This is a genomic window from Streptomyces musisoli, assembly GCF_016741855.1.
GTDB classification, from domain to species: Bacteria; Actinomycetota; Actinomycetes; order Streptomycetales; family Streptomycetaceae; genus Streptomyces; species Streptomyces musisoli.
Map to the genome: position 1 here is coordinate 421,121 of NZ_JAERRH010000006.1, position 21,734 is coordinate 442,854.

Genomic DNA, 21,734 nt, shown 5'->3' on the forward strand with positions numbered 1-21,734 from the left:
GCATATGTTCAGTTTGTCGGTTGCAGTCGCGCATCTCTGCGCACCAGGGCCGCGTACCGGCCGTCCCGCTCCAGGAGTTCGTCGTGTGTACCGCGTTCGGCGACGCGTCCGGAGTCCAGCACCACGATCTGGTCGGCGCCGCGGACCGTGGACAGTCGGTGGGCGATGGTGATCGTCGTGCGGTCGGCCGACAGTGCGTCGATCGCCTGCTGGACGGCCGCTTCGGTGCGGGTGTCGAGGGCGCTGGTCGCCTCGTCCAGGATGAGGACCGGCGGATCGCGCAGGATGGTGCGGGCTATCGCCAGGCGCTGCTTCTCACCGCCGGAGAAGCGGTGGCCGCGTTCGCCGACGACCGTGTCGTAGCCGTCGGGGAGCGCGGCTATGTGGTCGTGGATCTGCGCCGCCTCGGCGGCCGCGTGCAGTTCCTCGTCGGTGGCGTCCGGTTTGGCGAAGCGCAGGTTGTCGGCGACCGAGGCGTGGAAGAGGTAAGTCTCCTGCGAGACGACGCCGACCGCGCGGGCGAGGGTGTCGAGATCGAGGTCACGGACGTCCACCCCGTCCAGCGTGACACGGCCACCGGTGACGTCGTACAGACGGGGCACCAGATAGCCGAGCGTGGACTTGCCGGCACCCGTCGGCCCGACGAGCGCGAGGCTGCCGCCGGCCGGCACGGTGACGTCGACGCCGTCGAGGATGGGGCCTCCCTTGTCGTCGTACCGGAACTCCACGTCCTCGAAGCGGACTTCACCCTTGATCTGGTCGAGACGGACCGGCCGCTCGCGCTCGGTGATGTCGATGGGCAGGTCCAGGTACTCGAAGATGCGCTGGAAGAGCGCCAGCGAGGTCTGGATCTGGACGCCGGTCGCGAGCAGGCTCACGGCCGGGCGGAACAGGCCCTGCTGGAGTGAGACGAAGGCGACGATGGTGCCCAGGGAGACGTCGGGGCCGCCGAACTGCAGGGCGAGACCGGCCGTCCAGTAGATGACCGCGGGCATCGCGGCCATGACGATCGTGATCACCGCCATGCGCCAGCGCCCGGCCATGTTCGACCTGACCTCCAGGTCGACCAGGCGCTCGGACTCCTCGGCGAAGGAGGCGGTCAGCGAGTCGGAGCGGCCCATGGTGCGGCCGAGCAGGATGCCGCTGACCGAGAGGGACTCGGTGACGGTGGCCGCCATCGTGGCCATCTGCTTCTGCCGCTGGGTGGTGATCTTCTTGCGCTCGTTGCCGACGCGGCGGCTGATCCACACGAACACCGGCAGCAGGAGCAGGGAGACGATCGTCAGCCGCCAGTCCAGGGCGATCATCGCGACGATCGTGGCGATCACGCTGGTGGCGTTGGAGACCAGGGAGGTGGCGGTGGAGGTGACGGTGGCCTGCATGCCGCCGATGTCGTTGGCGATGCGGGACTGCACCTCGCCGGTGCGGGTGCGGGTGAAGAAGGCGAGCGACATGCGCTGGAGCCGGCCGTAGACCGCCGTGCGCAGGTCGTGCATGACCCGCTGACCGACGGTGGTCGAGATCAGCGTCTGGAGCACGCCGAAGACGCCGGCCAGGACGGCGCTGAGGATCATGCCGAGCGCGAGCAGGCTCAGCAGGCCGGTGCGGCCCTGGGGGATCGCGACGTCGAGCGTCTCCTTCAGCAGGAACGGCGTGGCCACCGACACCAGCGACGAGGCGCCGACGAGCAGGCCGACGACGGCGAGCCGCCCGCGGTAGGGACGGAAGAGCCGCAGGATGCGGCGCACCTGCCGGGGCTGTTCGCCGGCGTCGGCAGGTGGGGTCCAGGAGGGTTCACGGTCGGGGTGCATGGGCTCCTACGGAGGGGAACGGGTGCCGGCCGGAAGCGGCCGACGATGCCTGACGGATCGTAGCTCATTGTTACCTATACTCACAATGAACGGCATCCTGATATTGTTCCCGCATGACCACCCCCGATCCCGACGGACTGCTCGCCGAGCAGTTGCTACGGCTCACCCGCCGGGTGCACCGCATCCAGAAACGTCATCTGGAACTGCGCGACCTGGGCGTGACCCCGGCCCAGTCCCGGCTGCTGCGCACCCTCGCGCACTACGCCTCACCGCCGCGCATGGCCGACCTCGCCGAGCGCCTGGAGGTCGTGCCCCGCGCCGTGACGACGCTGGTCGACGGGCTGGAGAGCAGCGGCAAGGTGCGACGGGCAGCGGACCCGGCGAACCGGCGCGTGACCCGGATCGAGCTGACGGACGAGGGGCGCGCGACCCTGCGCGAACTGCGCGGGGCCCGGCGCTCGGCGGCCGAGGAGATCCTGGCCCCGCTGACGGAGAAGGAGCGCCAGGTGCTCGGCGTGCTGCTGGACACACTGATCGACGGGGACACCGCCCAGCGCTGCTGAACGGCCACGGCCCCGCTCTTGAGGACGGAGCGGGGCCGCCGCCCGACCGGGACCACCGCCCGCGCCACGCGTGGGCGCCGCGTGCCACCGGCCCGGCCGGCCGGCCCTGACGCCGCGGACGGCACCCGGCCGGACACCCACGCCGCGGACGGCAGCCGGCCGTACCGCCGCCGTCAGCAGCGGCTGCGGTCCTCCGTCAGCGCCCCCTGGACCGTGGTCAGCGACCGGTCGTGACAGCGGTCCGGGCCGAGGACGCGATAGCGCTCGGTCGACGTGCCGACCGCGTGCCGCTGGTCCCGCGGGACGTCGGCCGTGTAGGCGGCGTCGCCGCTGTAGGTGTCGTCCAGCAGGGACCACGCGGTGCGCCGGCCGCCCTCACGCGTCTCCACCGACGCCCGGTCGCCGAGGGTGAGTACGGTGCGCAGCCGGTTGTCCGGACCGAGGGTGATGGCGCCGTTCACGGTGTAGCGCCGGTGCGTGTGCGTCGTCCGCGCGGGGCCGTCACCGCGCCCGGGCCCGCCGACGATGACGGTCTCGTCGTCGGTCCAGACCGCGTCGAGCCCGTCCGTGGTCTCGCCGGCCGTCCAGCGGTGGACGGAGGTGTTGGCGAGCGTCCGGGTGACGGTGGTGGTCACGCGCCCGTGCGAGGTGTCCAGGTACCCGGAGACGGTGAGCCGGTGCCCGGCCTCGGTGTGCACCCGGTTATCCGAGCCGGGTGTGTAGACCGAGGAGTCGGTCACGTCGCCCGCCTTCTCCCCGGTGAGCGCGCCGGGTACGTGGGCGCGGTGCGCGTCCCGCCAGACGAGCACGTTCACCGGGGCACTCCAGCCCGGCTGTCCCGCGGGCACGCCCACGACGGACACCTCGACGCGGTGCGGGCGGCCGTCGTTGAGGAGGCCGGCGAAGGGCGTGAGGTCGTACTCGATGGGCCGGACGTCGAAGGCGCGCGGGGCCGGGAGGACGTACCAGAGGAAGGGGTTGGACCAGCCGCCCGTCCAGACGTTGGGGAACGGCGCGGCGATACCCGCGAGTTTGCCGTCGACGCTGATCTGCACCTCGCGGTAGGGTCCGCGGTCGGCCTTGCACGAGTACGGCGCCGGGTCGGCCACGGTCAGGTACCAGAACTCCTCGCAGCCGCCGCCCGAGCCGGTCGCGTACACCTCCGCGACGATCCGCTCGCTGTTGCGCGGGGTGGTGAGCGTCGGGCCGGCGGACGTGTCGGCGAGGGTGAGGACGCGGTCGGGGACGGGCGCCTGCGGGCGTCCCGCGTAGAAGGTCAGGGTGACGTGCACGTCGATGACGCCGGTGTAGGTGTCGTCCACCACGTTGCCGATCAGCATCTCGACGTCCTGGGCGCTGCGGAAGGTGTCGCTGTAGCGGGTGACGTCCTTTTCGACGTGCCACTCGATGCCGTCGGGCGAGGGCTCCGGAGTGGAGGTGCGCAGGATCTCGACGCCACCGACGTGGAGGTAGCCGAGCCGGTCGTACTGACGGCCCTTCACCTTGCCGTCGAGGCGCAGCACGACCTTGCTCCAGCGGTCGCCGCAGCCCTCGGGAGGCGTGTAGCCGCCGCGGTAGGGGGTGAAGTCGCGGAACTGCGCGTCGGCGAGGGTGACCTGGCACGAGCGGGTGTGCGGCCGGTCGACGGGCGGGGCCGCGGTCACCGGGTCGTGCCAGTCGGTGCCGAACTCGGCGGGCGCGTCGACCGCTTGGGCGGTCGCGGTCCCCGTGCCGAACAGCGTGCTCACCACAAGGGTCGCTCCGGCGAGCATGGACATGACTAACCGTCTTCTCATGGCCCGTGTTCTACGGGGAGACGAGCGGCCCCCGCAATGACGCCTCGGCAGATCGGCGCGATGAGGACGGCCGTCGCACGGCCCCGCGCGACCTTCCAACGAAGGAACATTTAGTGAGATAAACACACCTTCCTGGCATAGTGCCGTCATGGAGATCATGACCGCCGGCAGCCCAGCGGGGCGCACGGCCGCAAGCCCGGTCCACCGATCCCTCGACCCCCGCGGACCCCTCCGGTGACGGCGTCACCCACGGGTTCGGAGCCCCCGCGGCGGCCTCACCGTCCCGTCCTCGGCACCCGCCGCACCGCGCTCTTCCTCACGGCCACCGGAGCCGTCGCGCTCACCGGCGCCGTCGCGGTCACCGCGGCCGCCGTCCTCACCGGTGACGCCCTCTTCCCCGGCGCAGGCCCGGGCCCGGGTCGCGGCACCCCCGCCCCCGGCGCCTCCGCCGCCCCGGCCGGCCCGGACCCGTCCCCCGGCGCACCGGGCATCGGCGACCCGCTCATGCCGCTCGCCGGCAACGGCGGTTACAGGGTCCGCCGGTACACGCTCGACTTCGACTGGCGGGCACCGCGGACACCCTTCGAGGCCGGCGCCACCATCAGCGCCACCGCGACGCAGGCCCTGTCCCGCTTCGACCTCGACTTCGCGGGCAACGCGCTGCACCACGTCACCGTCGACGGCGCACCGGCCACCGCCGAACGCGACGGCGACGAACTCGTCGTCACTCCCGCGAAGCCGATCCCGCGCGGCCGCACGTTCACCGTCCGCGTCGCCTACACCGCCGACCCGACACAGGGACGGCACCGTGACGACGCGATCCAGGACTACGGATGGGTGCCGACAGCGGACGGCACCGTGGTCTGCGCACAGCCCGACGGCGCCAGAATGATCTTCCCGGCGGACGACCATCCGAGCCTGCGGGCGCCCGTCACCTTCCGGATCACCACCCCCGCGGGCCTGAGCGCGGTGGCCAACGGCCGGCTCGTCGGCACCACACGGCGGCCCGACGGCCGCGTCCGGTGGACGTACGACTCCGAACAGCCGATCGCGCCACAGCTCGTCCAGCTGGCGATCGGGAAGTTCACGTTCGTCGACAGCCGGGGCCCGCACGGGCTGCCCGTACGGGACGTGGTCGCGGACGGTCTGGTCGCGGACACCGAGGCGTACCGCTCGCTCACCCCGGAGCACCTGGAGTGGCTGGAACAGCGGCTCGGCCCCTACCCGTTCCACCGCTACGGGGTGCTGGTCGGGGACACGGACCTGCCGGTGGCGCTGGAGACCCAGTCGCTCTCCGTCGTACCGCGCGACGACCTGCTGGGCGACCGGGTCGACGCCGAACGCAATCTCGTCCACGAGCTGACACACCATTGGACGGGCGACAGCGTCGCCATCCGGCGCTGGTCCGACCTGTGGCTGAGCGAGGGTCACGCCCGTTTCTACGAACGCCTGTACTCCGGCGAGCACGGCGGCGTGAGCATGGAATCCGCCATGCGGGCGGCGTACGAGCAGCACGACCAGTGGCGGCACGACGAGGGAGCACCCGCCGAGCCCACCGAGGCGACGCTGTTCAAGGTGATGCGGTACGACGGTTCGGCGCTGGTGCTGTTCGCGCTGCGGGAGAAGGTCGGCGAGGAGAAGTTCGGCAGGATCGAACGGGCCTGGGCGACCACCTTCCGGGGCCGTGCGGCCGGTACCGCGGACTTCGTCGCGCTCGCGTCCCGGGTCGCGGGCGAGGACCTGAAGCCGTTTCTGACGCCGTGGTTGTACGGCGCGCACACCCCGCCCATGCCGGGTCACCCCGACTGGCAGGTGGACCCGGTCGAGGACTGAGCCCGCACCCGGCCGCGTTGGTTGCCCCGGGCAGCGGAGTCACTGCGGCCGACCGGGTGGCCTCTGCGGGACGGCTGGTCCACCCCGGTGACTCTCGCCACGACACGGCGCCCGGGGCACGGAAACGTACGAGGGGTGGCACGGCGGGCAGCTCCTTTGCCCTGGTTGCGAACGAGCGTGGTTGGGAGAGCCTCTGCGATGAGAAGAAATGTTTCTGCACATGTCCCCGCGGCCATTCGGAGATGCCGCCGTACGGCTTGTGTGATCGCGGGGGCGGCTCTGCTGCCACCTCTGCTGATCCTCCCGATGTCCGGCGGTGACGATCCGTCCGACCGACGGCTGCAGAACGCCTTCACGGACGCCGCGCGCGAGTTCCAGGTGCCGCGCAGTGTGCTCATGAGCGTGGCGTACATGCAGTCGCGCTGGGACGCCCACCCCGGGGCTCCGAGCGTCTCGGGCGGCTTCGGTCCGATGCACCTGCTGGACACCGACCTCGTCAAGGCCCCGGCGCTGTCGCCCGAACCGAAGGCCGGGGACGGCCCCCACGCCCGGCCGAGTGCGGGGGCCGCGGGGCCGTCCACCAAGGAAGCGGCGGGGCCGTCCGCCGAGGAAGCCGTGGGCGTCACGGGCCGCCACGCCGTGCAGCCGGCGGATCTTCAGCACGCGGCACGGCTGATCCAGGCCACGGCCGGACGGCTGCGGACGGACACCGTCGCCAACGTACGCGGCGGCGCGGCCCTTCTGGCGGCCACCCAGACCCAGCTCGGCAAGCCCCTCAGCAGCGATCCCGCGGACTGGTGGGACGCGGTGGCGCGCTTCCCCGGCACCCGTGACGTCGCGTCGGCCGCGACGTACGCCGCCGACGTCTTCACCGTGATCCGGCAGGGCGCGCACCGCACCACCGCCGAGGGCCAGGACGTCACCCTCCCCGCCACGCCCGGTGTGCGGCCCCACCACCGCACCCCCGTCCCGCAGGGTCCCCAGCGGTCGGAGGAGGTCGAGTGCCCCGCCGAACTCGCCTGTGACTGGCTCGGCGCGCCGTACGAGGAGATCGACGACAGCGCCTACGGCAACCACGACCTGGCCGACCGGCCCAGGGACCAGCCGATCGAATACATCGTCATCCACGACACCGAGGCGTCGCTGGCGAGCATGTTCCAGACGGTGCAGGACCCGTCGGAGGCCTCCTGGCACTACTCGGTCCGCTCCACCGACGGCCATGTCACCCAGCACGTCAGGACCAAGGACGAGGCCTGGCACTCCGGCAGCCAGTTCGTCAACGCCCGCTCGATCGGCATCGAGCACGAGGCCTTCCTCACGCAGCCCGGAACCTGGTACACGGAGCAGATGTACCAGGCGTCCGCACGCCTGGTGCGGTACCTGGCGAAGAAGTACGACATCCCGCTCGACCGGCAGCACATCTTCGGCCACGACAACGTGCCGGCCCCGACCGCCGACTCCATCCCCGACATGCACGACGACCCCGGCCCCTTCTGGGACTGGCGGCACTACTTCGACCTCCTCGGCGCACCGCTGCGGGCCACCGCGGGACCGGACAGCGACATGGTGACCATCCTGCCGGACTACAACACGAACCAGCCGCGGTTCACGGGCTGCACCCGCAGTGGTTCACCGTGTCGGCCGCACGGCTCCAGCGCCGTCCGGCTCTACACCGAACCGCGCGAGAACGCGCCGCTGATCCAGGACCCGGGCCGGAAGCCGGACGGAGACGACTCCACCGAGGACGTCAACGACCTGGGATCGCGCGTCTCCGCCGGGCAGACCTTCGCCGTCGCTGACCGCAGCGGCGACTGGACGGCGATCTGGTTCCAGGGGCGGAAGGCCTGGTTCAAGAACCCCAAGGCACACCCGACCGCCGTCGGAGCGGCCGGGCACATGGTCACGCCGAAGGAGGGTCTGGACGAGGTGCCGGTGTTCGGGCGCGCGCTGCCGGAGGAGGAGGCCTACCCGGACGACATGGACGAGCCGGACGAGTCGCCGCTGCCCTACAGCCTCCAGGCGGGCCAGCGGTACGTGACGCAGTCCGGCGTCGGCAGTTCCTACACCGCCAAGTCGTTCGGCGACACGCCCAACCCGGTGGTGTGGGGCCGGGAGAAGTACTACGAGATCCAGATCGGCCACCGGCTCGGGTACGTCCGGGCGAGCGACGTGGACGTGCTGGACGCGACCGCCACCACGGCAGGACCGCAGGAGGAAGGGGCTCCGCCGGCCCCCTGACGGGACCGCGGCGGCCGGGACCGGTCCCGGGCCCTGCCCGGGCGCCGGTTCCGGCAGGACCGCGCTATTCCGTCAGCGTCGCCCTGTCCCCCATCACCACCACCGGCTCGCGAGCCGGGTCCAGCGTGCGCAGCAGGAGCCGCATGGCGTCCTCGGAGACGCTGACGCAGGCCGAGGTGCCGCTGCCGTGGTCCATGTGCAGCCAGATGCCGCCGCCCCTGCCCGCGCCCCAGGGGCGCGTGGCATCGCGCGGCGGGGTGCCCCTGATGCGGTTGTAGTCGATGGCGATGACGTAGTCGAAATCGTGCTGGTGGGCCTCGTCCCAGCCGGCCGGGGGCGCATAGGCAGCCTCGTTCCGGTCGTACGGCAGCCGCGTGCCCGGATCGGCGAGCACCCCGCCCGCGTCGGAGAGGGTGAACACACCGACCGGGCTGCGCCGGTCGCCCTCGTGGTGGTGCGTGGTCCAGCCGGCGCGCCCGTTGTGGGCGGGCCAACTGCCCACCGGGTGCCAGCGGCCGTCCCTGCGGGTGTACAGCACGACCCGTGAGGCGGCCGAGTCACGGCCCTCCCCGTAGACGGCCACGACCTGGCGGGAGCCCGCGGGGACACGCCGGTACAGGCGGTCGCCGACCCCCGGGATGCGGGCCGGGTCGGCCGTGGGGGCCGACGGCTCGGTGGGCGTCGGCGCGTCCTGGCCGCGGGCATCCCGCGGGCCGTGCGCCGCACGGGCCGGGCCGGGGGCGATGGTGACGCAGGCGGAGAGCACGAGGAGGAGGGCGCCGCAGGCCGCCGCCGCGACCGTGGTGCGCCGCACGCTGTCTTGCTGCACCCGACCAGGCTGTCACCGCGGACCGGCCGATCGGGGGGTCTTTCACGTCATCACCGCTCCGGGGGACGTGTATGCCCGGTACTTGACGGGGCGACGGGGCCATGGCCGGAAGCCGGCGGATTTCGTGGGGCATCGAGAAAAACTGTTTGAAATTCACCACTCCGCGACGCGAACCTTTCACGGCTTGTTGCCGCTCCCGCGGCTGTCCGCTCCTCGCCCTCCCCTGACACGAGCCACTGGGACGTCATGCAGATTCAAGACCTTCCGTATCCCGATCCGGGCGTGCCCGACGCGCGTTCGGGTCCCCGATTCCTGTGGTGGCTCTGGCGCAATCAGCTGGGCGGGCAGCTGAAGTCGCTCGCCTGGGGCCTGCTCCACTTCGTCTCCGTCTCCGCCCTGCCCTTCTGCGTCGGCCTCGCCGTGCAGGCGGCCGTCGACGGCTCGGGCACCCGGCTCGCCCTGACGGGTGCTCTGATGCTGCTCTGCGGGATCGGCGTCGCCGTCGGCGACACCTTTCTGCACCGGACCGCCGTCACCAACTGGATCACCGCCGCCGCCCGCGTCCAGCAACTGCTGGCCCGCAAGGCCGCCCGGCTGGGCTCGGCCCTGACCCGTCGGGTGGCCGCCGGCGAGGTGGTGTCCGTGTCCACCGGCGACGTGGAGAAGATCGGCTGGTTCGTCGAGGCCCTCTCCCGGTTCACGGCCGCCGCGCTGACCGTCGTGGTCGTCGGTGCCGGCCTGGTCGTCTACCAGCCCGCTCTCGGCGTGGTCGTCGCCGTGGGCCTGCCCGTCGTGGCGCTCGCGGTGCTGCCGCTGCTGCCCCGGGCGACGCGCCGCGCCGACGTGCAGCGTGAGAAGGCGGGCCGGGCCACCGAGCTGGCCTCGGACACCGTCGCCGGACTGCGGGTGCTGCGCGGCATCGGCGGCGAGGAGCTGTTCCTCGACCGCTACCGCCGGGCCTCCCAGGAGGTGCGGCACGCCGCCGTGCGCAGCGCCCGGATGTGGTCGCTGATCTCCGCCGTCCAGGTGCTGCTGCCCGGGCTGCTGCTGATCGCGGTCGTCTGGCACGGCATCGGCCTGGCCCGGCAGGGCCGGATCACGGTCGGCGAGCTCGTCACCGTCTACAGCGCCGTCATGGTCCTCAACTACCCGCTGCGGCACTTCGAGGAGATCGCCATGGCGTACTCCTTCTCCCGCCCTTCGGCCAGACGCGCCGCGCGCGTGCTGTCGCTGGAGCGGTCCACGGCCACCGACGGCATCCGCGAGGCCGTGGCGCCGGGCGGCGACCTGCACGACCCCGTGACCGGACTCCTCGCTCCCGCCGGCCGCCTCACCGCCGTGGTGTGCGGCGACCCGGACGCCGCGGGCAGGCTCGCCGAGCGGCTGGGCGGGCACCCCACGGAGCCCGACCGGTCGGTGCTGCTCGGCGGGGTGCCCCTGGACGAACTCCCCCTCGACAGCGCCCGGACCGCCGTCCTCGTCCAGGACAAGGAGCCGGTGCTGCTGTCGGGCACCCTGCGTGAGCTGCTCGACGTGCCCTCGTCCGGTGCCGTACGGGCCGCGGACGCGCTGGCGGCGGCACAGTGCGAGGACGTCCTGGACGCGCTCGTGCAGGGTTCGCTGGACGCCGCCGATCCGATGGACGCCCGCATCACCGAGCGCGGACGCTCCCTGTCCGGCGGCCAGCGCCAGCGGCTGGCCCTCGCCAGGTCCCTGATCACCGATCCGGAGGTACTGGTACTGGACGAGCCGACGTCCGCGGTCGACTCGCACACCGAGGCCCGGATCGCGGACGGGCTGCGCAGGCTGCGGTCGGGGCGGACGACGGTGGTGTTCACCTCCTCGCCACTGCTGCTGGACCGCGCGGACCGGGTCGCCCTGGTGCACGAGGGCGAGGTCGTGGCGGTCGGCGAGCACCGCGAACTGGTCGACGCCGAGCCGCGGTACCGGGCCGTGGTGACCCGGGAGACCGACGAGGAACTGGCCGCGGCCGACGAAGGCATGCTGCTGGACGCGCTCCAGGAGCTGGAAGAGATCGAGGAGAGCGCATGATCGGCGTTGCGCCGCCGGCGTACGACCCGGCGGCCCCGACGACCGCCACCACCCTGCCCGTGGGCGCGACCGCGACCGTGCGCGCCTACGTCGCCGAGCTGTTCCGCCGGCACCGCCGGGCCTTCCTGCTGCTCATCGCCGTCAACACGGTGGCCGTGATCGCCTCCATGGCGGGCCCGTACCTGCTCGGCGGCCTGGTCGAGCGGGTGTCGGACAAGGCCGCGGAACTGCACCTGGGCCTGACCGCCGGGCTGTTCGTGCTCGCTCTCGCCGTGCAGGCCGTCTTCGTCCGGCAGGTGCGCCTGCGGGGCGCGGTGCTCGGCGAGCGGATGCTGGCCGACCTGCGCGAGGACTTCCTGGTCCGGTCCGTCGGGCTGCCGCCGGGCGTGCTGGAGCGGGCGGGCACCGGTGACCTGCTGTCCCGCATCACCACCGACATCGACCGGTTGGCCAACGCCATGCGCGAGGCCGTGCCGCAGCTGGCCATCGGCGTCGTATGGGCCCTGCTGCTGCTCGGCGGGCTGGTCGTGACGGCTCCACCGCTGGCCGCCGCGGTGCTGCTCGCCGTGCCGGTCCTGGTGATCGGCTGCCGCTGGTACTTCAGGCGGGCGCCGTCCGGCTACCGCTCGGAATCCGCCGGGTACGCGGCCGTCGCCGCCGCGCTCGCCGAGACCGTGGACGCAGGGCACACGGTCGAGGCGCACCGCCTCGGCGCCCGCCGCGTGGAGCTGTCGGAGCGGCGGATCAAGGAATGGACGGCCTGGGAGCGCTACACGCTCTGGCTCCGCTCCGTGCTGTTCCCGGTCATCAACGCCGTCCACCTCCTCGTGCTCGGCTCGGTTCTGATGGTCGGCGGCGTGTTCGTCCTGCGGGGCTGGATCGGTGTGGGGCAGCTGACCACCGGGGCGCTCATCGCGCAGATGCTCGTCGATCCGGTGAACCTGATCCTGCGCTGGTACGACGAGGTGCAGGTCGCCCAGGTGTCGCTGGCCCGCCTGGTCGGGGTGCGGGACATCGAGCCGGACGCCGGGGACGCCTCTCTGAACCCCGACGGCCGGGCCGTACACGCCGACCGGGTGCACTTCGGCTACCGGGAGGGCGTCGACGTGCTGCGCAGCGTCTCCCTCGAGGTTGCGCCGGGCACCCGGCTCGCCCTGGTCGGCCCGTCCGGCGCGGGCAAGTCCACCCTGGGCCGGCTGCTCGCCGGGATCTACGCGCCCCGGGACGGCCGGATCACCCTGGGCGGGGCGGAGCTGTCCCGGATGCCAGCGGAACGCGTTCGCTCGCACGTCGCCCTCGTCAACCAGGAGCACCACGTCTTCGTGGGCTCCCTGCGCGACAACCTCCTGCTGGCCCTCCCCCACTCGCGGCTTCCCACGACCGGGGAAGGCCCGGCCGGCAGCCACGACGCCGAGCTGTGGGCGGCCCTGGGCGCGGTCGACGCGGACGGGTGGGCGCGGGCGCTGGACGACGGCCTTGACACCGAGGTCGGCTCCGGCGGCCTCGCGCTGACCCCGGCACAGGCCCAGCAGATCGCGCTGGCCCGGCTGGTGCTGGCCGATCCCCACACGCTCGTCCTGGACGAGGCGACCTCGCTGCTCGACCCGCGCGCGGCCCGTCATCTGGAACGCTCCCTGGGACGGGTGCTCGACGGCCGCACCGTGGTGGCCATCGCCCACCGTCTGCACACCGCCCATGACGCCGACGTGATCGCCGTCGTGGAGAACGGCCGGATCAGCGAGCTGGGCAGCCACGACGATCTGGTCGCGGCGGAGGGGCCGTACGCCGCGCTGTGGCGGTCCTGGCACGGGTGAGCCGAGCGCCTGCCGTGGCATGCGGGTGCCGTCCGGCACCGGTGCCCGGCGGGGCCCCTTACGCCCCGGTGCGGGGCCGGGTGCCCCTTCCTGGATGTGTGCCGTTGCGCGGTGCCGAGCAGGGGTGGAAGGCTGGAAAGCGGCGGCACAGGCTCGGGACGCACCCGGGAACCGCCTGGTGCACGGTGTGTGACCCCCGTGCCGTGTGTGCCGACGGTCCGCCACCCGCTGGGGCGGCATCCGGCCGTCCTCACCACCTGGAGGTACTCGTGGACAGCGCCGACGGCTGGGGGGACGACGTCTACCAGCCCGATCCCTCGGAGATCCGGGAGGATTCGGGGGTGCTCGACGTCGAGGACACACTGGACTTCGACGGCGTCGCAGACCCCCTCGACCGCGGCTGGTCCCCTCCCGAGCGACCGTGGGCGGTCGAACACCGCGGCGTGACCGCAGCCGAACGCCAGGCGGGCGAGACCCTCGACCAGCGGCTCGCGGAGGAGCAGCCCGATCTCGCCGCGCCGGACGGCGACGGCATCGGCGACTGCGACGGCACGGACGGGGAGCTTCTGGACAACGAGGTCGGCAACTTCCGCTCCGGCCGGCTGGTGGCCCCCGACGAGGGGGCGCACGAGGACGAGGAGGCCGCCCTCGTCGCCACCGACGTCGGCATCGACGGGGCGGCCGCCTCCGCCGAGGAGGCCGCGATGCACATCGTCGACGAGGACTCCTTCTCCGGCTGAGAGGTGCCCGACCGATCCAGCTGAAAGGTGCCCGGCCGAGAGGTCCCCGGCTGAGAGGTCCCCCATTGACGGATCTTCGGCCGGGAGTGCCCCGGCTGAAGGTCTCCGGCCGAGCAGGGTCCTCAGATCACGTTGAGGGCCGCGGCGCAGCCCACGCCGCCGAGCAGCATGAACACCGGCATCAGCACCTTCAGCTCGACCCAGCTGCCCGCCCGGAACCGCATCGCCTTCGGCGGACCGATCGGGTACCAGCGCTTGCGCCCGACCGGGATCGGCCACAGGACCGGGCAGCCGGACACCGTCAGCGCGTCCCCGATGTCGTGCACGAGCGCGCCCAGCACGATCGGCAGCCCCAGCCAGAGGTACTCCTGCCCGGGTGCGGTGAACAGCCAGTCGGAGCCATTGCCCGGTTTGTCGAGCACTCCCGCGAGGATCCACGCGCTGGTCGCCGCCAGCAGCCAGACCAGGACGTCGCTGCTGGAGCCGCGCGCCGCCCGCCACAGCAGACCCTCGATCGCGAGCACCATGTGCACGAACAGGATCGCCAGCACGGCCCAGCGGCCTCCGGCGATCGCCGCCGCGGAGGAGCCGGCGCCGATCAGGACCGCCCACACCCAGGTGTGCGTCAGCGTGCGGTGCCCGCCGGAGCGGCGCGGGTCGCCCTGCTTCCTGGTCGCCTTGTAGACGGCGTACGACAGCTTGTCCACGATCTCGCAGATCCAGCGCGAGATCGGCCCGAAGGCCCGCGAGATCGTGGCCGCCTTGTGATCGAGGTCCGGGGCGAGGGCGGCGCCGGCGCAGATCAGGGCGCCGGACAGGAGCACCGGCCAGGGCATCGCGTGCCCGGCCGCCGCCGCGGCGGCTCCGACGCCCAGCCAGGCCGCGGCCCCCGACAGTGAGTGTGCTGGTCCCATCATGGCCGCTTTCCGCCCCATTCCTCGTGTGCCGCTGTCCAGTTGACCTGGTGCGCTGACGCTGCGTCGGCGACACAGCGTAGCGGCCGTGATCTTCCTGCTCGCAGCCGATTCCCCGCTCGGGCGGTGGGCCAGGCAAGATGGGGTCGTGACCCTCATCGATCAGCTGCCGCCGACTGCCGACCCCGACGCCCTGTACGAAGCCTTCGAGTCGTGGGCGCAGGAGCGTGGCCTCACCCTCTATCCCCACCAGGAGGAGGCTCTGATCGAGGTGGTCTCCGGGGCGAACGTGATCGTCTCGACGCCCACCGGCTCCGGCAAGAGCATGATCGCTGCGGGCGCGCACTTCGCCGCGCTGGCCCGGGACGAGGTCACCTTCTACACGGCACCGATCAAGGCGCTGGTCTCGGAGAAGTTCTTCGAGCTGTGCAAGCTCTTCGGCACCGAGAACGTCGGCATGCTCACCGGCGACGCCTCCGTGAACGCCGACGCGCCCGTCATCTGCTGCACCGCCGAGGTGCTCGCTTCGATCGCGCTGCGTGACGGCAAGAACGCGGACGTCGGCCAGGTCGTCATGGACGAGTTCCACTTCTACGCGGAAGGCGACCGCGGCTGGGCATGGCAGATCCCGCTGCTGGAACTCCCGCAGGCGCAGTTCATCCTGATGTCCGCCACCCTGGGTGACGTGTCCTTCTTCGAGAAGGACCTCACCCGCCGCACCGGCCGGCCCACCTCGGTGGTCCGCTCGGCGACCCGCCCGGTGCCCCTCTCCTACGAGTACCAGCTGACCCCGCTCACCGAGACGCTCACCGACCTGCTGGAGAGCAAGCAGGCCCCGGTGTACATCGTGCACTTCACGCAGGCGCAGGCCGTGGAGCGGGCGCAGGCGCTGATGAGCATCAACATGTGCTCGCGTGAGGAGAAGGACCAGATCGCCGAGCTGATCGGCAACTTCCGCTTCACCACCAAGTTCGGCCGCAACCTCTCCCGTTACGTCCGGCACGGCATCGGTGTGCACCACGCCGGCATGCTGCCCAAGTACCGGCGTCTGGTGGAGAAGCTCGCCCAGGCCGGCCTGCTGAAGGTCATCTGCGGCACGGACACGCTCGGTGTGGGCGTCAACGTGCCCATTCGCACGGTGCTGTTCACGGCGCTGACCAAGTACGACGGCAACCGGGTGCGCACCCTGCGGGCCCGTGAGTTCCACCAGATCGCGGGCCGGGCCGGCCGGGCCGGCTTCGACACGGCGGGGCTCGTGGTCGCGCAGGCGCCGGAGCACGTCATCGAGAACGAGAAGGCGCTGGCGAAGGCGGGCGACGACCCGAAGAAGCGGCGCAAGGTCGTCCGCAAGAAGGCGCCGGAGGGTTTCGTCGGCTGGACGGAGAACACCTTCCAGAAGCTGATCGAGTCGGACCCGGAGCCGCTGACCTCTCGCTTCCGGGTGACGCACACGATGCTGCTCTCGGTGATCGCCCGCCCGGGCAACGCGTTCGAGGCGATGCGCCACCTGCTGGAGGACAACCACGAGCCGCGCAGGCAGCAGCTGAGGCACATCCGCAGGGCCATCGCGATCTACCGCTCGCTGCTGGACGGCGGGATCGTGGAGAAGCTCGACAGGCCGGACGCAGAGGGCCGCATCGTCCGGCTCACGGTCGACCTCCAGCAGGACTTCGCGCTGAACCAGCCGCTGTCCACGTTCGCCCTGGCCTCGTTCGAACTCCTCGACCCCGAGTCGCCGTCCTACGCCCTCGACATGGTCTCCGTGGTCGAGTCCACCCTGGACGACCCTCGGCAGATCCTCGTCGCCCAGCAGAACAAGGCACGCGGCGAGGCCGTCGCCGCGATGAAGGCGGACGGGGTCGAGTACGAGGAGCGCATGGAGCGCCTCCAGGACATCACGTACCCGAAGCCGCTGGAAGAGCTGCTCTTCCACGCCTACAACACCTACCGCAAGAGCCACCCGTGGGTCGGCGACCACCCGCTGTCGCCGAAGTCGGTGATCCGGGACATGTACGAACGGGCCATGTCCTTCACGGAGCTGGTGTCCTTCTACGAGCTGGCCCGCACCGAGGGCATCGTGCTGCGCTACCTCGCCAGCGCCTACAAGACCCTCGACCACACCATCCCGGACGACCTGAAGTCCGAGGACCTGCAAGACCTGATCGAGTGGCTGGGCGAGATGGTGCGCCAGGTGGACTCCAGTCTGCTGGACGAGTGGGAGCAGCTCGCCAACCCGGAGGAGATGACCGCCGAGGAGGCCCAGGAGAAGGCCGACGAGGTCAAGCCGGTCACCGCCAACGCCCGCGCCTTCCGCGTGCTGGTCCGCAACGCCCTGTTCCGCCGCGTGGAGCTGGCCGCCCTGGACCAGGTCGAGGAACTGGGCGAGATGGACGCCGACTCCGGCTGGGACGCCGACGCGTGGGGCGAGGCGATGGACGCGTACTGGGACGAGTACGACGACCTGGGCACCGGTCCCGACGCCCGTGGCCCGAAGCTCCTCGTGATCAAGGAGGAGCCGGAGAACTGCCTCTGGCGCGTCCGGCAGATCTTCGACGACCCGAACGACGACCACGACTGGGGTATCAGCGCGGAGATCGACCTCGCGGCCTCCGACGCCGAGGGGCGTGCCGTCGTCCGCGTCACCGACGTCGGCCAGCTGTGAGCCGTTCCCGGCCACTGGTAAGCCAAGGAGAACTCCACCGATGACGAATCCGGCCGAGAGGCTGGTCGACCTGCTCGACCTGGAACAGATCGAGGTCAACATCTTCCGTGGCCGCAGCCCGCAGGAATCCCTCCAGCGGGTGTTCGGCGGCCAGGTGGCGGGCCAGGCGCTGGTCGCCGCCGGACGCACCACGGACGGCGAACGCCCGGTGCACTCGCTGCACGCGTACTTCCTGCGCCCGGGCCGGCCGGGCGTGCCCATCGTGTACCAGGTGGAGCGGGTCCGCGACGGACGCTCCTTCACGACGCGCCGGGTCACGGCCGTGCAGCAGGGACGCACGATCTTCAATCTGACCGCCTCCTTTCACAAGCCTGAGGAAGGACCGTTCGAGCACCAGCTGCCGCCGGCCCGGGAGGTGCCCGACCCCGAGTCGCTGCCGACGGTCACCGAGGAGATCCGCAAGCAACTGGGAGCGCTGCCGGAGCAGTTGGAGCGGATGGCGCGCCGCCAGCCCTTCGACATCCGTTACGTCGACCGGCTGCGCTGGAACGCCGAGGAGATCAAGGGGGCCGAGCCGCGCAGCGCCGTGTGGATGCGCGCGGTGGGACCGCTGGGCGACGACCCTTGGGTCCACACGTGCGCGCTGACCTACGCCAGTGACATGACCCTTCTGGACGCGGTCCGCATTCCGGTGGAGCCCCTGTGGGGTCCGCGGAACTTCGACATGGCCTCCCTGGACCACGCCATGTGGTTCCACCGGCCGTTCCGCGCCGACGAGTGGTTCCTGTACGACCAGGAGTCCCCGATCATCACGGGCGGGCGCGGGCTGGCCCGCGGGCGTATCTACGACCTCCAGGGACGGCTGCTCGTGTCGGTCGTCCAGGAGGGCCTTTTCCGGGCCCTGTAGCACCCGTCGACAAGGGCCGTCCCTGTAGCACCCGGCGGCAGGGGCCGCGGCGGGGCGTCGGCACTTGACGCGGGGTTCGGAACCGTCCGGGTGTTCAGACCCTGACGGGGCCCGCGGGCCGTGGACTTCTCCGTCGCAGCCAGGCCCGCAGGCCGCGGGGCGGCCGCGGCGCGGCGGGTTGCACCGGTCCGTGGCCCCGGCGGACGGGCGGCACGGCCCCTCGTGCCGCCGGCTCCGGAGGCGGCACATGCAACCCCGGGAGGCGCACCGGCAGTTCGGGGGGCCGCCCGGTCGCATCAGAGGAGTGCGTCGCCTCTTTTCTGGGTGCGGTGACCGTCCGGGCCATCGGCGGAATCGGCCGTGCGGCCGCGCGGACCGCCGTCGGGTCACGACGGGTGGCGGGACGCGGGGCGGGCGAGACGGTGCGGGCCTCCCCGACCGAGCGCGCCAGATCGCTGCGCAGCCAGCCGATCTCGTCCGCGTCCTGCGCCGTCATGATCCGCTCGGCGACGGCCGCGGCGGGGGAACCGGGAACTCCGTGCCCGGGCGGTCCGGGCCGGAACCGGTTCAGGACGGCGCGCTCGTAGGGGTCCTTGATGACCTCGGCGACCTCGACTGGGGCCAGGAAGGCGGCCACGGCGCCGGCCCGGGCCCAGGGGTCCTCGGCCTGCCGCAGCAGGAAGCCCAGATGGCGTCCGCGCCAGTTGCGTGCCCGCAGGTCCACTCCCGTCGCCAGCTGGCCCCGCAAGGTCTCGGGTGTCCGCCCCTTGAGCAGGTGCCTGTTCTCCGGGGCCGACACGAACTCCCGCAGTTCCTCCGCCAGATAGAGCCAGACCACGGCCCGGTAACGGTTCAGGTAGAAGGCGACCGGCACGAGCAGGCCCAGCCGGGCGAGCCGGATGAACCGGCCGGCCGGGATGTCCATGAGGGCGGCTCCCTCCGCCGTGCCCACGGCCCGCACCCGCTCGCGAAGGGACTCGGGGAAGCCGTCCTGTGCGCGGAGGCGGTCGATCTCCGCGTGTTCCACCCGGCGGCCCCCTCCCCCGCCCTCGTCGGGCACGGTCCGGATGCGGCCGAGATGCACGGCGAGGTCGAACTCGCTTCGCCTGAGTCCCAGTTCGCGAGCGGCACGGCTCGGTGTGCAGGTGCCGGGGCGGGGTGGGTCGATAGTGTTCGCCGCCATGGTCGTACTCCCCCGTGGAGTTCTTGGCTCACGCCCTGCGCGTTCGCCGTGCACCCACCGTAACCGGACCCTCGCATGTCGTGGCGAACCTGTGGATAACTCCGCGAAACCGGAGAAGCCCCAGGTCAGACGTCCGCTATACGAGTCCGCTCGGGTTGCCTCGCGTCGACGCCGAGGTGTTCGCCGACCCGGTTGACGAGCAGGGTCATCTCGTAGGCGATCTGACCGATGTCGGCTTCCGCCCCGCTGAGCAGGCACAGACAGCTGCCGGTGCCTGCCGCGGTCACGAACAGCACGGCGTCGTCGTACTCGATCATCGTCTGGCGCACCTTGCCCGCGCCGAAGTGCCGCCCCGAGCCCTTGGCCAGGCTGTGCAGCCCGGATGCCACGGCGGCCAGATGCTCGGAGTCCTCGCGGCGTAGGCCCGTGCTCGCTGCGGTGACCAGCCCGTCGTTCGACAGGACGAGCGCGTGGCGGACGTGGTCCACCCGCTCGGTCAGATCGTCCAGGAGCCAGCCGAGGCCCTGGTTCTGCACCATGTCCATCTCCCCGTGTGATGTCTCCCCCTGGCTGGAGGTACTCCCCGCCAGCCTTCCCCACGACCGGCCCGCGAGCAAGCAGGATGGGGCCATGGCAGAGAAGATGACCGATGAGGAATGGCGGGCGTTCGTCTCGGACGGCACCCGCACCGGCAAGCTGTCCACCGTCCGCGCCGACGGCAGCCCGCACGTGGCTCCGATCTGGTTCCTCCTGGACGGCGACGATGTGGTGTTCAACACCGGCAAGGACACGGTCAAGGGGCGCAACCTGGCCCGTGACGGCCGGATCGCCCTGTGCGTGGACGACGATCGTCCGCCGTTCCACTTCGTGGTGCTGGGCGGCCGCGCCCGACTGTCGGAGGACCTGGCCGAGGTGCGCCGGTGGGCCACCCGGATCGCCGCCCGGTACATGGGCGAGGACCGTGCCGAGGAGTACGGCGCCCGCAACGGCGTGCCGGGGGAACTCCTCGTCCGCGTCAGCATCGACAACGTGGTGGCCGTACGGGACCTCGCGGCCTGAGCGGTCGGCTCAGCCGACCGAGTCCAGGAGCCGGGCGGTGTGCATCCGCCCGGCGTACTCGACGAGCCGGATCAGCACTTCCTTGCCGGAGGCGCGGTCGCGTGCGTCGCACAGGACCACGGGCGTGCCGTGGTCCAGGTCGAGGGCCCGGCAGACGTCGTGGGCGCCGTAGGCACGGGCTCCCGCGAAGCAGTTGACGGCGACCACGAACGGGATGCGCCGGTGCTCGAAGTAGTCGACGGCGGGGAAGCAGTCCTCCAGCCGCCTGGTGTCCGCGAGGACCACGGCGCCGAGGGCTCCTTGGGCCAGTTCGTCCCACAGGAACCAGAAGCGGTCCTGTCCCGGTGTACCGAAGAGGTAGAGCGACAGGCCGGAACGGATCGTGATCCGCCCGAAGTCCATGGCCACGGTCGTGGTGGCCTTCTGGTCCACCCCGTCGGTGTCGTCCACCAGCTGACCGGCTTCGCTCAGCAGTTCCTCGGTGCGCAGCGGCCGGATCTCGCTGACGGCCCCGACCAGGGTCGTCTTGCCGACGCCGAAGCCGCCGGCGACCAGTATCTTCAGCGCCAGGGCGGAGGTGTCGCCGCCGGCGGAGTGCTCGGAGACCATGATCACTTCTCTCGGGAGGGCCGGCCGCGGCCGGCGTCCACATGCTCCGGTGGTGAAGTCAGCATCATGACAACGGGGTTGCGTGTCGGAGGGGTTGTACCGAACCGGCCCCGATATGACCGGCTTGCGCACGATCGTTGACGCAACACGCCCGGATCGGACGGGTCGGGATCCTGCCAGGCGTACAGCTGCGGCAGCGGCCGGCCCGCCCCACCGGTCCCCACGTCGGCACTCGCATCCCCACCCGCAGCCGCAGCCGCAGCCGCAGCGAGGCGTGCGGCGGTCCTCGGAAGTTCATCTACAGCGCTCGCAATCCTTCGATGACCTCGCGCAGGATCCGTTCGTCGGGCAGGTGTGCCGGGGGCACGGGGCGGCTGACGGCCACGCAGCCGAGTTCCAGGAGGTCTCCGAGGAGCACCCTGATCACGCCGACCGGCAGGTCCGCGTCCGCCGCGAGTTCGGCAACGGACTGCGTCTCCGCCCGGCACAGGCCGATCAGGGTCCGGTGCTCGGGACCGAGTACGGAGTCGTCGAGCGCCGGTGCGGCAGGGTCGAGGACGACGAGTGCGATCAGGTCGAAGCGCACACCGGTGGGCCCGGACTGGGTGCGTCCCCCGGTCATGGCGTACGGGCGGACCAGGGGCCCGGCCTCGCCGTCGTACCACTGGCTGCCCGGCTCCAGGGGCCCGTCGACCGGAGTCTCCGTCATGGGTCCAGCCTCTCC

Annotated in this window: 17 protein-coding genes; 9 read left to right on the forward strand and 8 right to left on the reverse strand. The window is 71.9% G+C overall.

Annotated elements, in window-relative coordinates:
* Window positions 1-8: 8 nt before the first annotated feature.
* The gene (locus tag JK361_RS19490) at window positions 9-1,811 is read right to left on the reverse strand and encodes an ABC transporter ATP-binding protein (protein WP_201819781.1); all 1,803 of its coding nucleotides are present in this window, start codon (window positions 1,809-1,811) and stop codon (window positions 9-11) included.
* A 113-nt stretch (window positions 1,812-1,924) separates the two neighbouring features.
* Between JK361_RS19490 and JK361_RS19495 the strand changes: the two genes are divergently transcribed.
* Window positions 1,925-2,374: a MarR family winged helix-turn-helix transcriptional regulator gene (locus JK361_RS19495; RefSeq protein ID WP_201819784.1), complete on the forward strand. Its 450-nt coding sequence runs from the start codon at window positions 1,925-1,927 to the stop codon at window positions 2,372-2,374.
* A gap of 173 nt (window positions 2,375-2,547) precedes the next feature.
* Here the strand turns inward: JK361_RS19495 and JK361_RS19500 are convergent, their stop codons facing one another.
* Window positions 2,548-4,170 carry a peptide-N4-asparagine amidase gene (locus tag JK361_RS19500; protein WP_236053183.1) on the reverse strand — a complete coding sequence of 541 codons (1,623 nt, stop codon included), beginning with the start codon at window positions 4,168-4,170 and terminating at the stop codon, window positions 2,548-2,550.
* Between the two features lie 234 nt (window positions 4,171-4,404).
* Here JK361_RS19500 and JK361_RS19505 point away from each other — a divergent pair, with 234 nt between their 5' ends.
* Together JK361_RS19505 and JK361_RS19510 are read left to right on the forward strand one after the other, a co-directional pair.
* The gene (locus JK361_RS19505) at window positions 4,405-6,003 is read left to right on the forward strand and encodes a M1 family metallopeptidase (RefSeq protein WP_307787277.1); all 1,599 of its coding nucleotides are present in this window, start codon (window positions 4,405-4,407) and stop codon (window positions 6,001-6,003) included.
* A 306-nt stretch (window positions 6,004-6,309) separates the two neighbouring features.
* Window positions 6,310-8,241, forward strand: a complete 1,932-nt coding sequence (locus JK361_RS19510; RefSeq protein ID WP_236053184.1) for an N-acetylmuramoyl-L-alanine amidase — start codon at window positions 6,310-6,312, stop codon at window positions 8,239-8,241.
* A 64-nt stretch (window positions 8,242-8,305) separates the two neighbouring features.
* Here the strand turns inward: JK361_RS19510 and JK361_RS19515 are convergent, their stop codons facing one another.
* Entirely contained in the window at window positions 8,306-9,070 is a 765-nt protein-coding gene (locus JK361_RS19515; protein ID WP_201819790.1) for a L,D-transpeptidase family protein, read from the reverse strand.
* Between the two features lie 246 nt (window positions 9,071-9,316).
* Between JK361_RS19515 and JK361_RS19520 the strand changes: the two genes are divergently transcribed.
* From JK361_RS19520 to JK361_RS19530, 3 genes are all read left to right on the forward strand, one after another.
* Window positions 9,317-11,122 carry an ABC transporter transmembrane domain-containing protein gene (locus tag JK361_RS19520; protein ID WP_201819793.1) on the forward strand — a complete coding sequence of 602 codons (1,806 nt, stop codon included), beginning with the start codon at window positions 9,317-9,319 and terminating at the stop codon, window positions 11,120-11,122.
* On the forward strand, window positions 11,119-12,936 hold the full coding sequence (locus tag JK361_RS19525) for an ABC transporter ATP-binding protein (protein ID WP_201819796.1): 1,818 nt from the start codon (window positions 11,119-11,121) through the stop codon (window positions 12,934-12,936). The genes JK361_RS19520 and JK361_RS19525 overlap by 4 nt, the downstream gene beginning before the upstream one ends.
* 269 nt (window positions 12,937-13,205) lie before the next feature.
* Complete coding sequence (locus tag JK361_RS19530; protein WP_201819798.1) at window positions 13,206-13,676, forward strand: DUF5709 domain-containing protein; 471 nt, start codon at window positions 13,206-13,208, stop codon at window positions 13,674-13,676.
* Between the two features lie 122 nt (window positions 13,677-13,798).
* Here the strand turns inward: JK361_RS19530 and JK361_RS19535 are convergent, their stop codons facing one another.
* Window positions 13,799-14,593, reverse strand: a complete 795-nt coding sequence (locus tag JK361_RS19535) for a metal-dependent hydrolase (RefSeq protein ID WP_201819801.1) — start codon at window positions 14,591-14,593, stop codon at window positions 13,799-13,801.
* A gap of 145 nt (window positions 14,594-14,738) precedes the next feature.
* Here JK361_RS19535 and JK361_RS19540 point away from each other — a divergent pair, with 145 nt between their 5' ends.
* Window positions 14,739-17,252, forward strand: coding sequence for a DEAD/DEAH box helicase (locus tag JK361_RS19540; RefSeq protein WP_201819803.1), 2,514 nt, complete (start codon window positions 14,739-14,741; stop codon window positions 17,250-17,252).
* 40 nt (window positions 17,253-17,292) lie between these two features.
* A complete protein-coding gene (locus JK361_RS19545) occupies window positions 17,293-18,159 on the forward strand; it encodes an acyl-CoA thioesterase (RefSeq protein ID WP_201819805.1) in 867 nt (288 codons plus the stop codon).
* 94 nt (window positions 18,160-18,253) lie between these two features.
* On the opposite strand, the gene JK361_RS19550 is transcribed toward JK361_RS19545, so the two are convergent.
* Together JK361_RS19550 and JK361_RS19555 are read right to left on the reverse strand one after the other, a co-directional pair.
* On the reverse strand, window positions 18,254-19,342 hold the full coding sequence (locus JK361_RS19550; protein WP_236053185.1) for a DUF6397 family protein: 1,089 nt from the start codon (window positions 19,340-19,342) through the stop codon (window positions 18,254-18,256).
* A gap of 125 nt (window positions 19,343-19,467) precedes the next feature.
* The gene (locus JK361_RS19555; protein WP_201819807.1) at window positions 19,468-19,881 is read right to left on the reverse strand and encodes a roadblock/LC7 domain-containing protein; all 414 of its coding nucleotides are present in this window, start codon (window positions 19,879-19,881) and stop codon (window positions 19,468-19,470) included.
* Between the two features lie 91 nt (window positions 19,882-19,972).
* On the opposite strand from JK361_RS19555, the gene JK361_RS19560 reads away from it, so the two are divergent.
* Window positions 19,973-20,401 (forward strand): PPOX class F420-dependent oxidoreductase, encoded by a 429-nt coding sequence (locus JK361_RS19560; protein WP_201819808.1) that lies wholly within the window; start codon window positions 19,973-19,975, stop codon window positions 20,399-20,401.
* Between the two features lie 9 nt (window positions 20,402-20,410).
* Here the strand turns inward: JK361_RS19560 and JK361_RS19565 are convergent, their stop codons facing one another.
* Both JK361_RS19565 and JK361_RS19570 read right to left on the reverse strand, forming a co-directional pair.
* Complete coding sequence (locus JK361_RS19565) at window positions 20,411-21,010, reverse strand: GTP-binding protein (RefSeq protein WP_201819810.1); 600 nt, start codon at window positions 21,008-21,010, stop codon at window positions 20,411-20,413.
* Between the two features lie 298 nt (window positions 21,011-21,308).
* Window positions 21,309-21,719, reverse strand: coding sequence for a DUF742 domain-containing protein (locus tag JK361_RS19570; protein WP_201819812.1), 411 nt, complete (start codon window positions 21,717-21,719; stop codon window positions 21,309-21,311).
* Window positions 21,720-21,734: the final 15 nt, after the last annotated feature.

Bases quoted from the DNA above. Each gene is read 5' to 3' on its own strand.
- JK361_RS19550 (WP_236053185.1), bottom strand. From the start codon at position 19,342: ATGGCGGCGAACACTATCGACCCACCCCGCCCCGGCACCTGCACACCG.
- JK361_RS19560 (WP_201819808.1), top strand. From the start codon at position 19,973: ATGGCAGAGAAGATGACCGATGAGGAATGGCGGGCGTTCGTCTCGGAC.
- JK361_RS19565 (WP_201819810.1), bottom strand. From the start codon at position 21,010: ATGGTCTCCGAGCACTCCGCCGGCGGCGACACCTCCGCCCTGGCGCTG.
- JK361_RS19555 (WP_201819807.1), bottom strand. From the start codon at position 19,881: ATGGTGCAGAACCAGGGCCTCGGCTGGCTCCTGGACGATCTGACCGAG.
- JK361_RS19525 (WP_201819796.1), top strand. From the start codon at position 11,119: ATGATCGGCGTTGCGCCGCCGGCGTACGACCCGGCGGCCCCGACGACC.
- JK361_RS19520 (WP_201819793.1), top strand. From the start codon at position 9,317: ATGCAGATTCAAGACCTTCCGTATCCCGATCCGGGCGTGCCCGACGCG.
- JK361_RS19490 (WP_201819781.1), bottom strand. From the start codon at position 1,811: ATGCACCCCGACCGTGAACCCTCCTGGACCCCACCTGCCGACGCCGGC.
- JK361_RS19500 (WP_236053183.1), bottom strand. From the start codon at position 4,170: ATGAGAAGACGGTTAGTCATGTCCATGCTCGCCGGAGCGACCCTTGTG.
- JK361_RS19510 (WP_236053184.1), top strand. From the start codon at position 6,310: ATGTCCGGCGGTGACGATCCGTCCGACCGACGGCTGCAGAACGCCTTC.
- JK361_RS19545 (WP_201819805.1), top strand. From the start codon at position 17,293: ATGACGAATCCGGCCGAGAGGCTGGTCGACCTGCTCGACCTGGAACAG.
- JK361_RS19570 (WP_201819812.1), bottom strand. From the start codon at position 21,719: ATGACGGAGACTCCGGTCGACGGGCCCCTGGAGCCGGGCAGCCAGTGG.
- JK361_RS19535 (WP_201819801.1), bottom strand. From the start codon at position 14,593: ATGATGGGACCAGCACACTCACTGTCGGGGGCCGCGGCCTGGCTGGGC.
- JK361_RS19495 (WP_201819784.1), top strand. From the start codon at position 1,925: ATGACCACCCCCGATCCCGACGGACTGCTCGCCGAGCAGTTGCTACGG.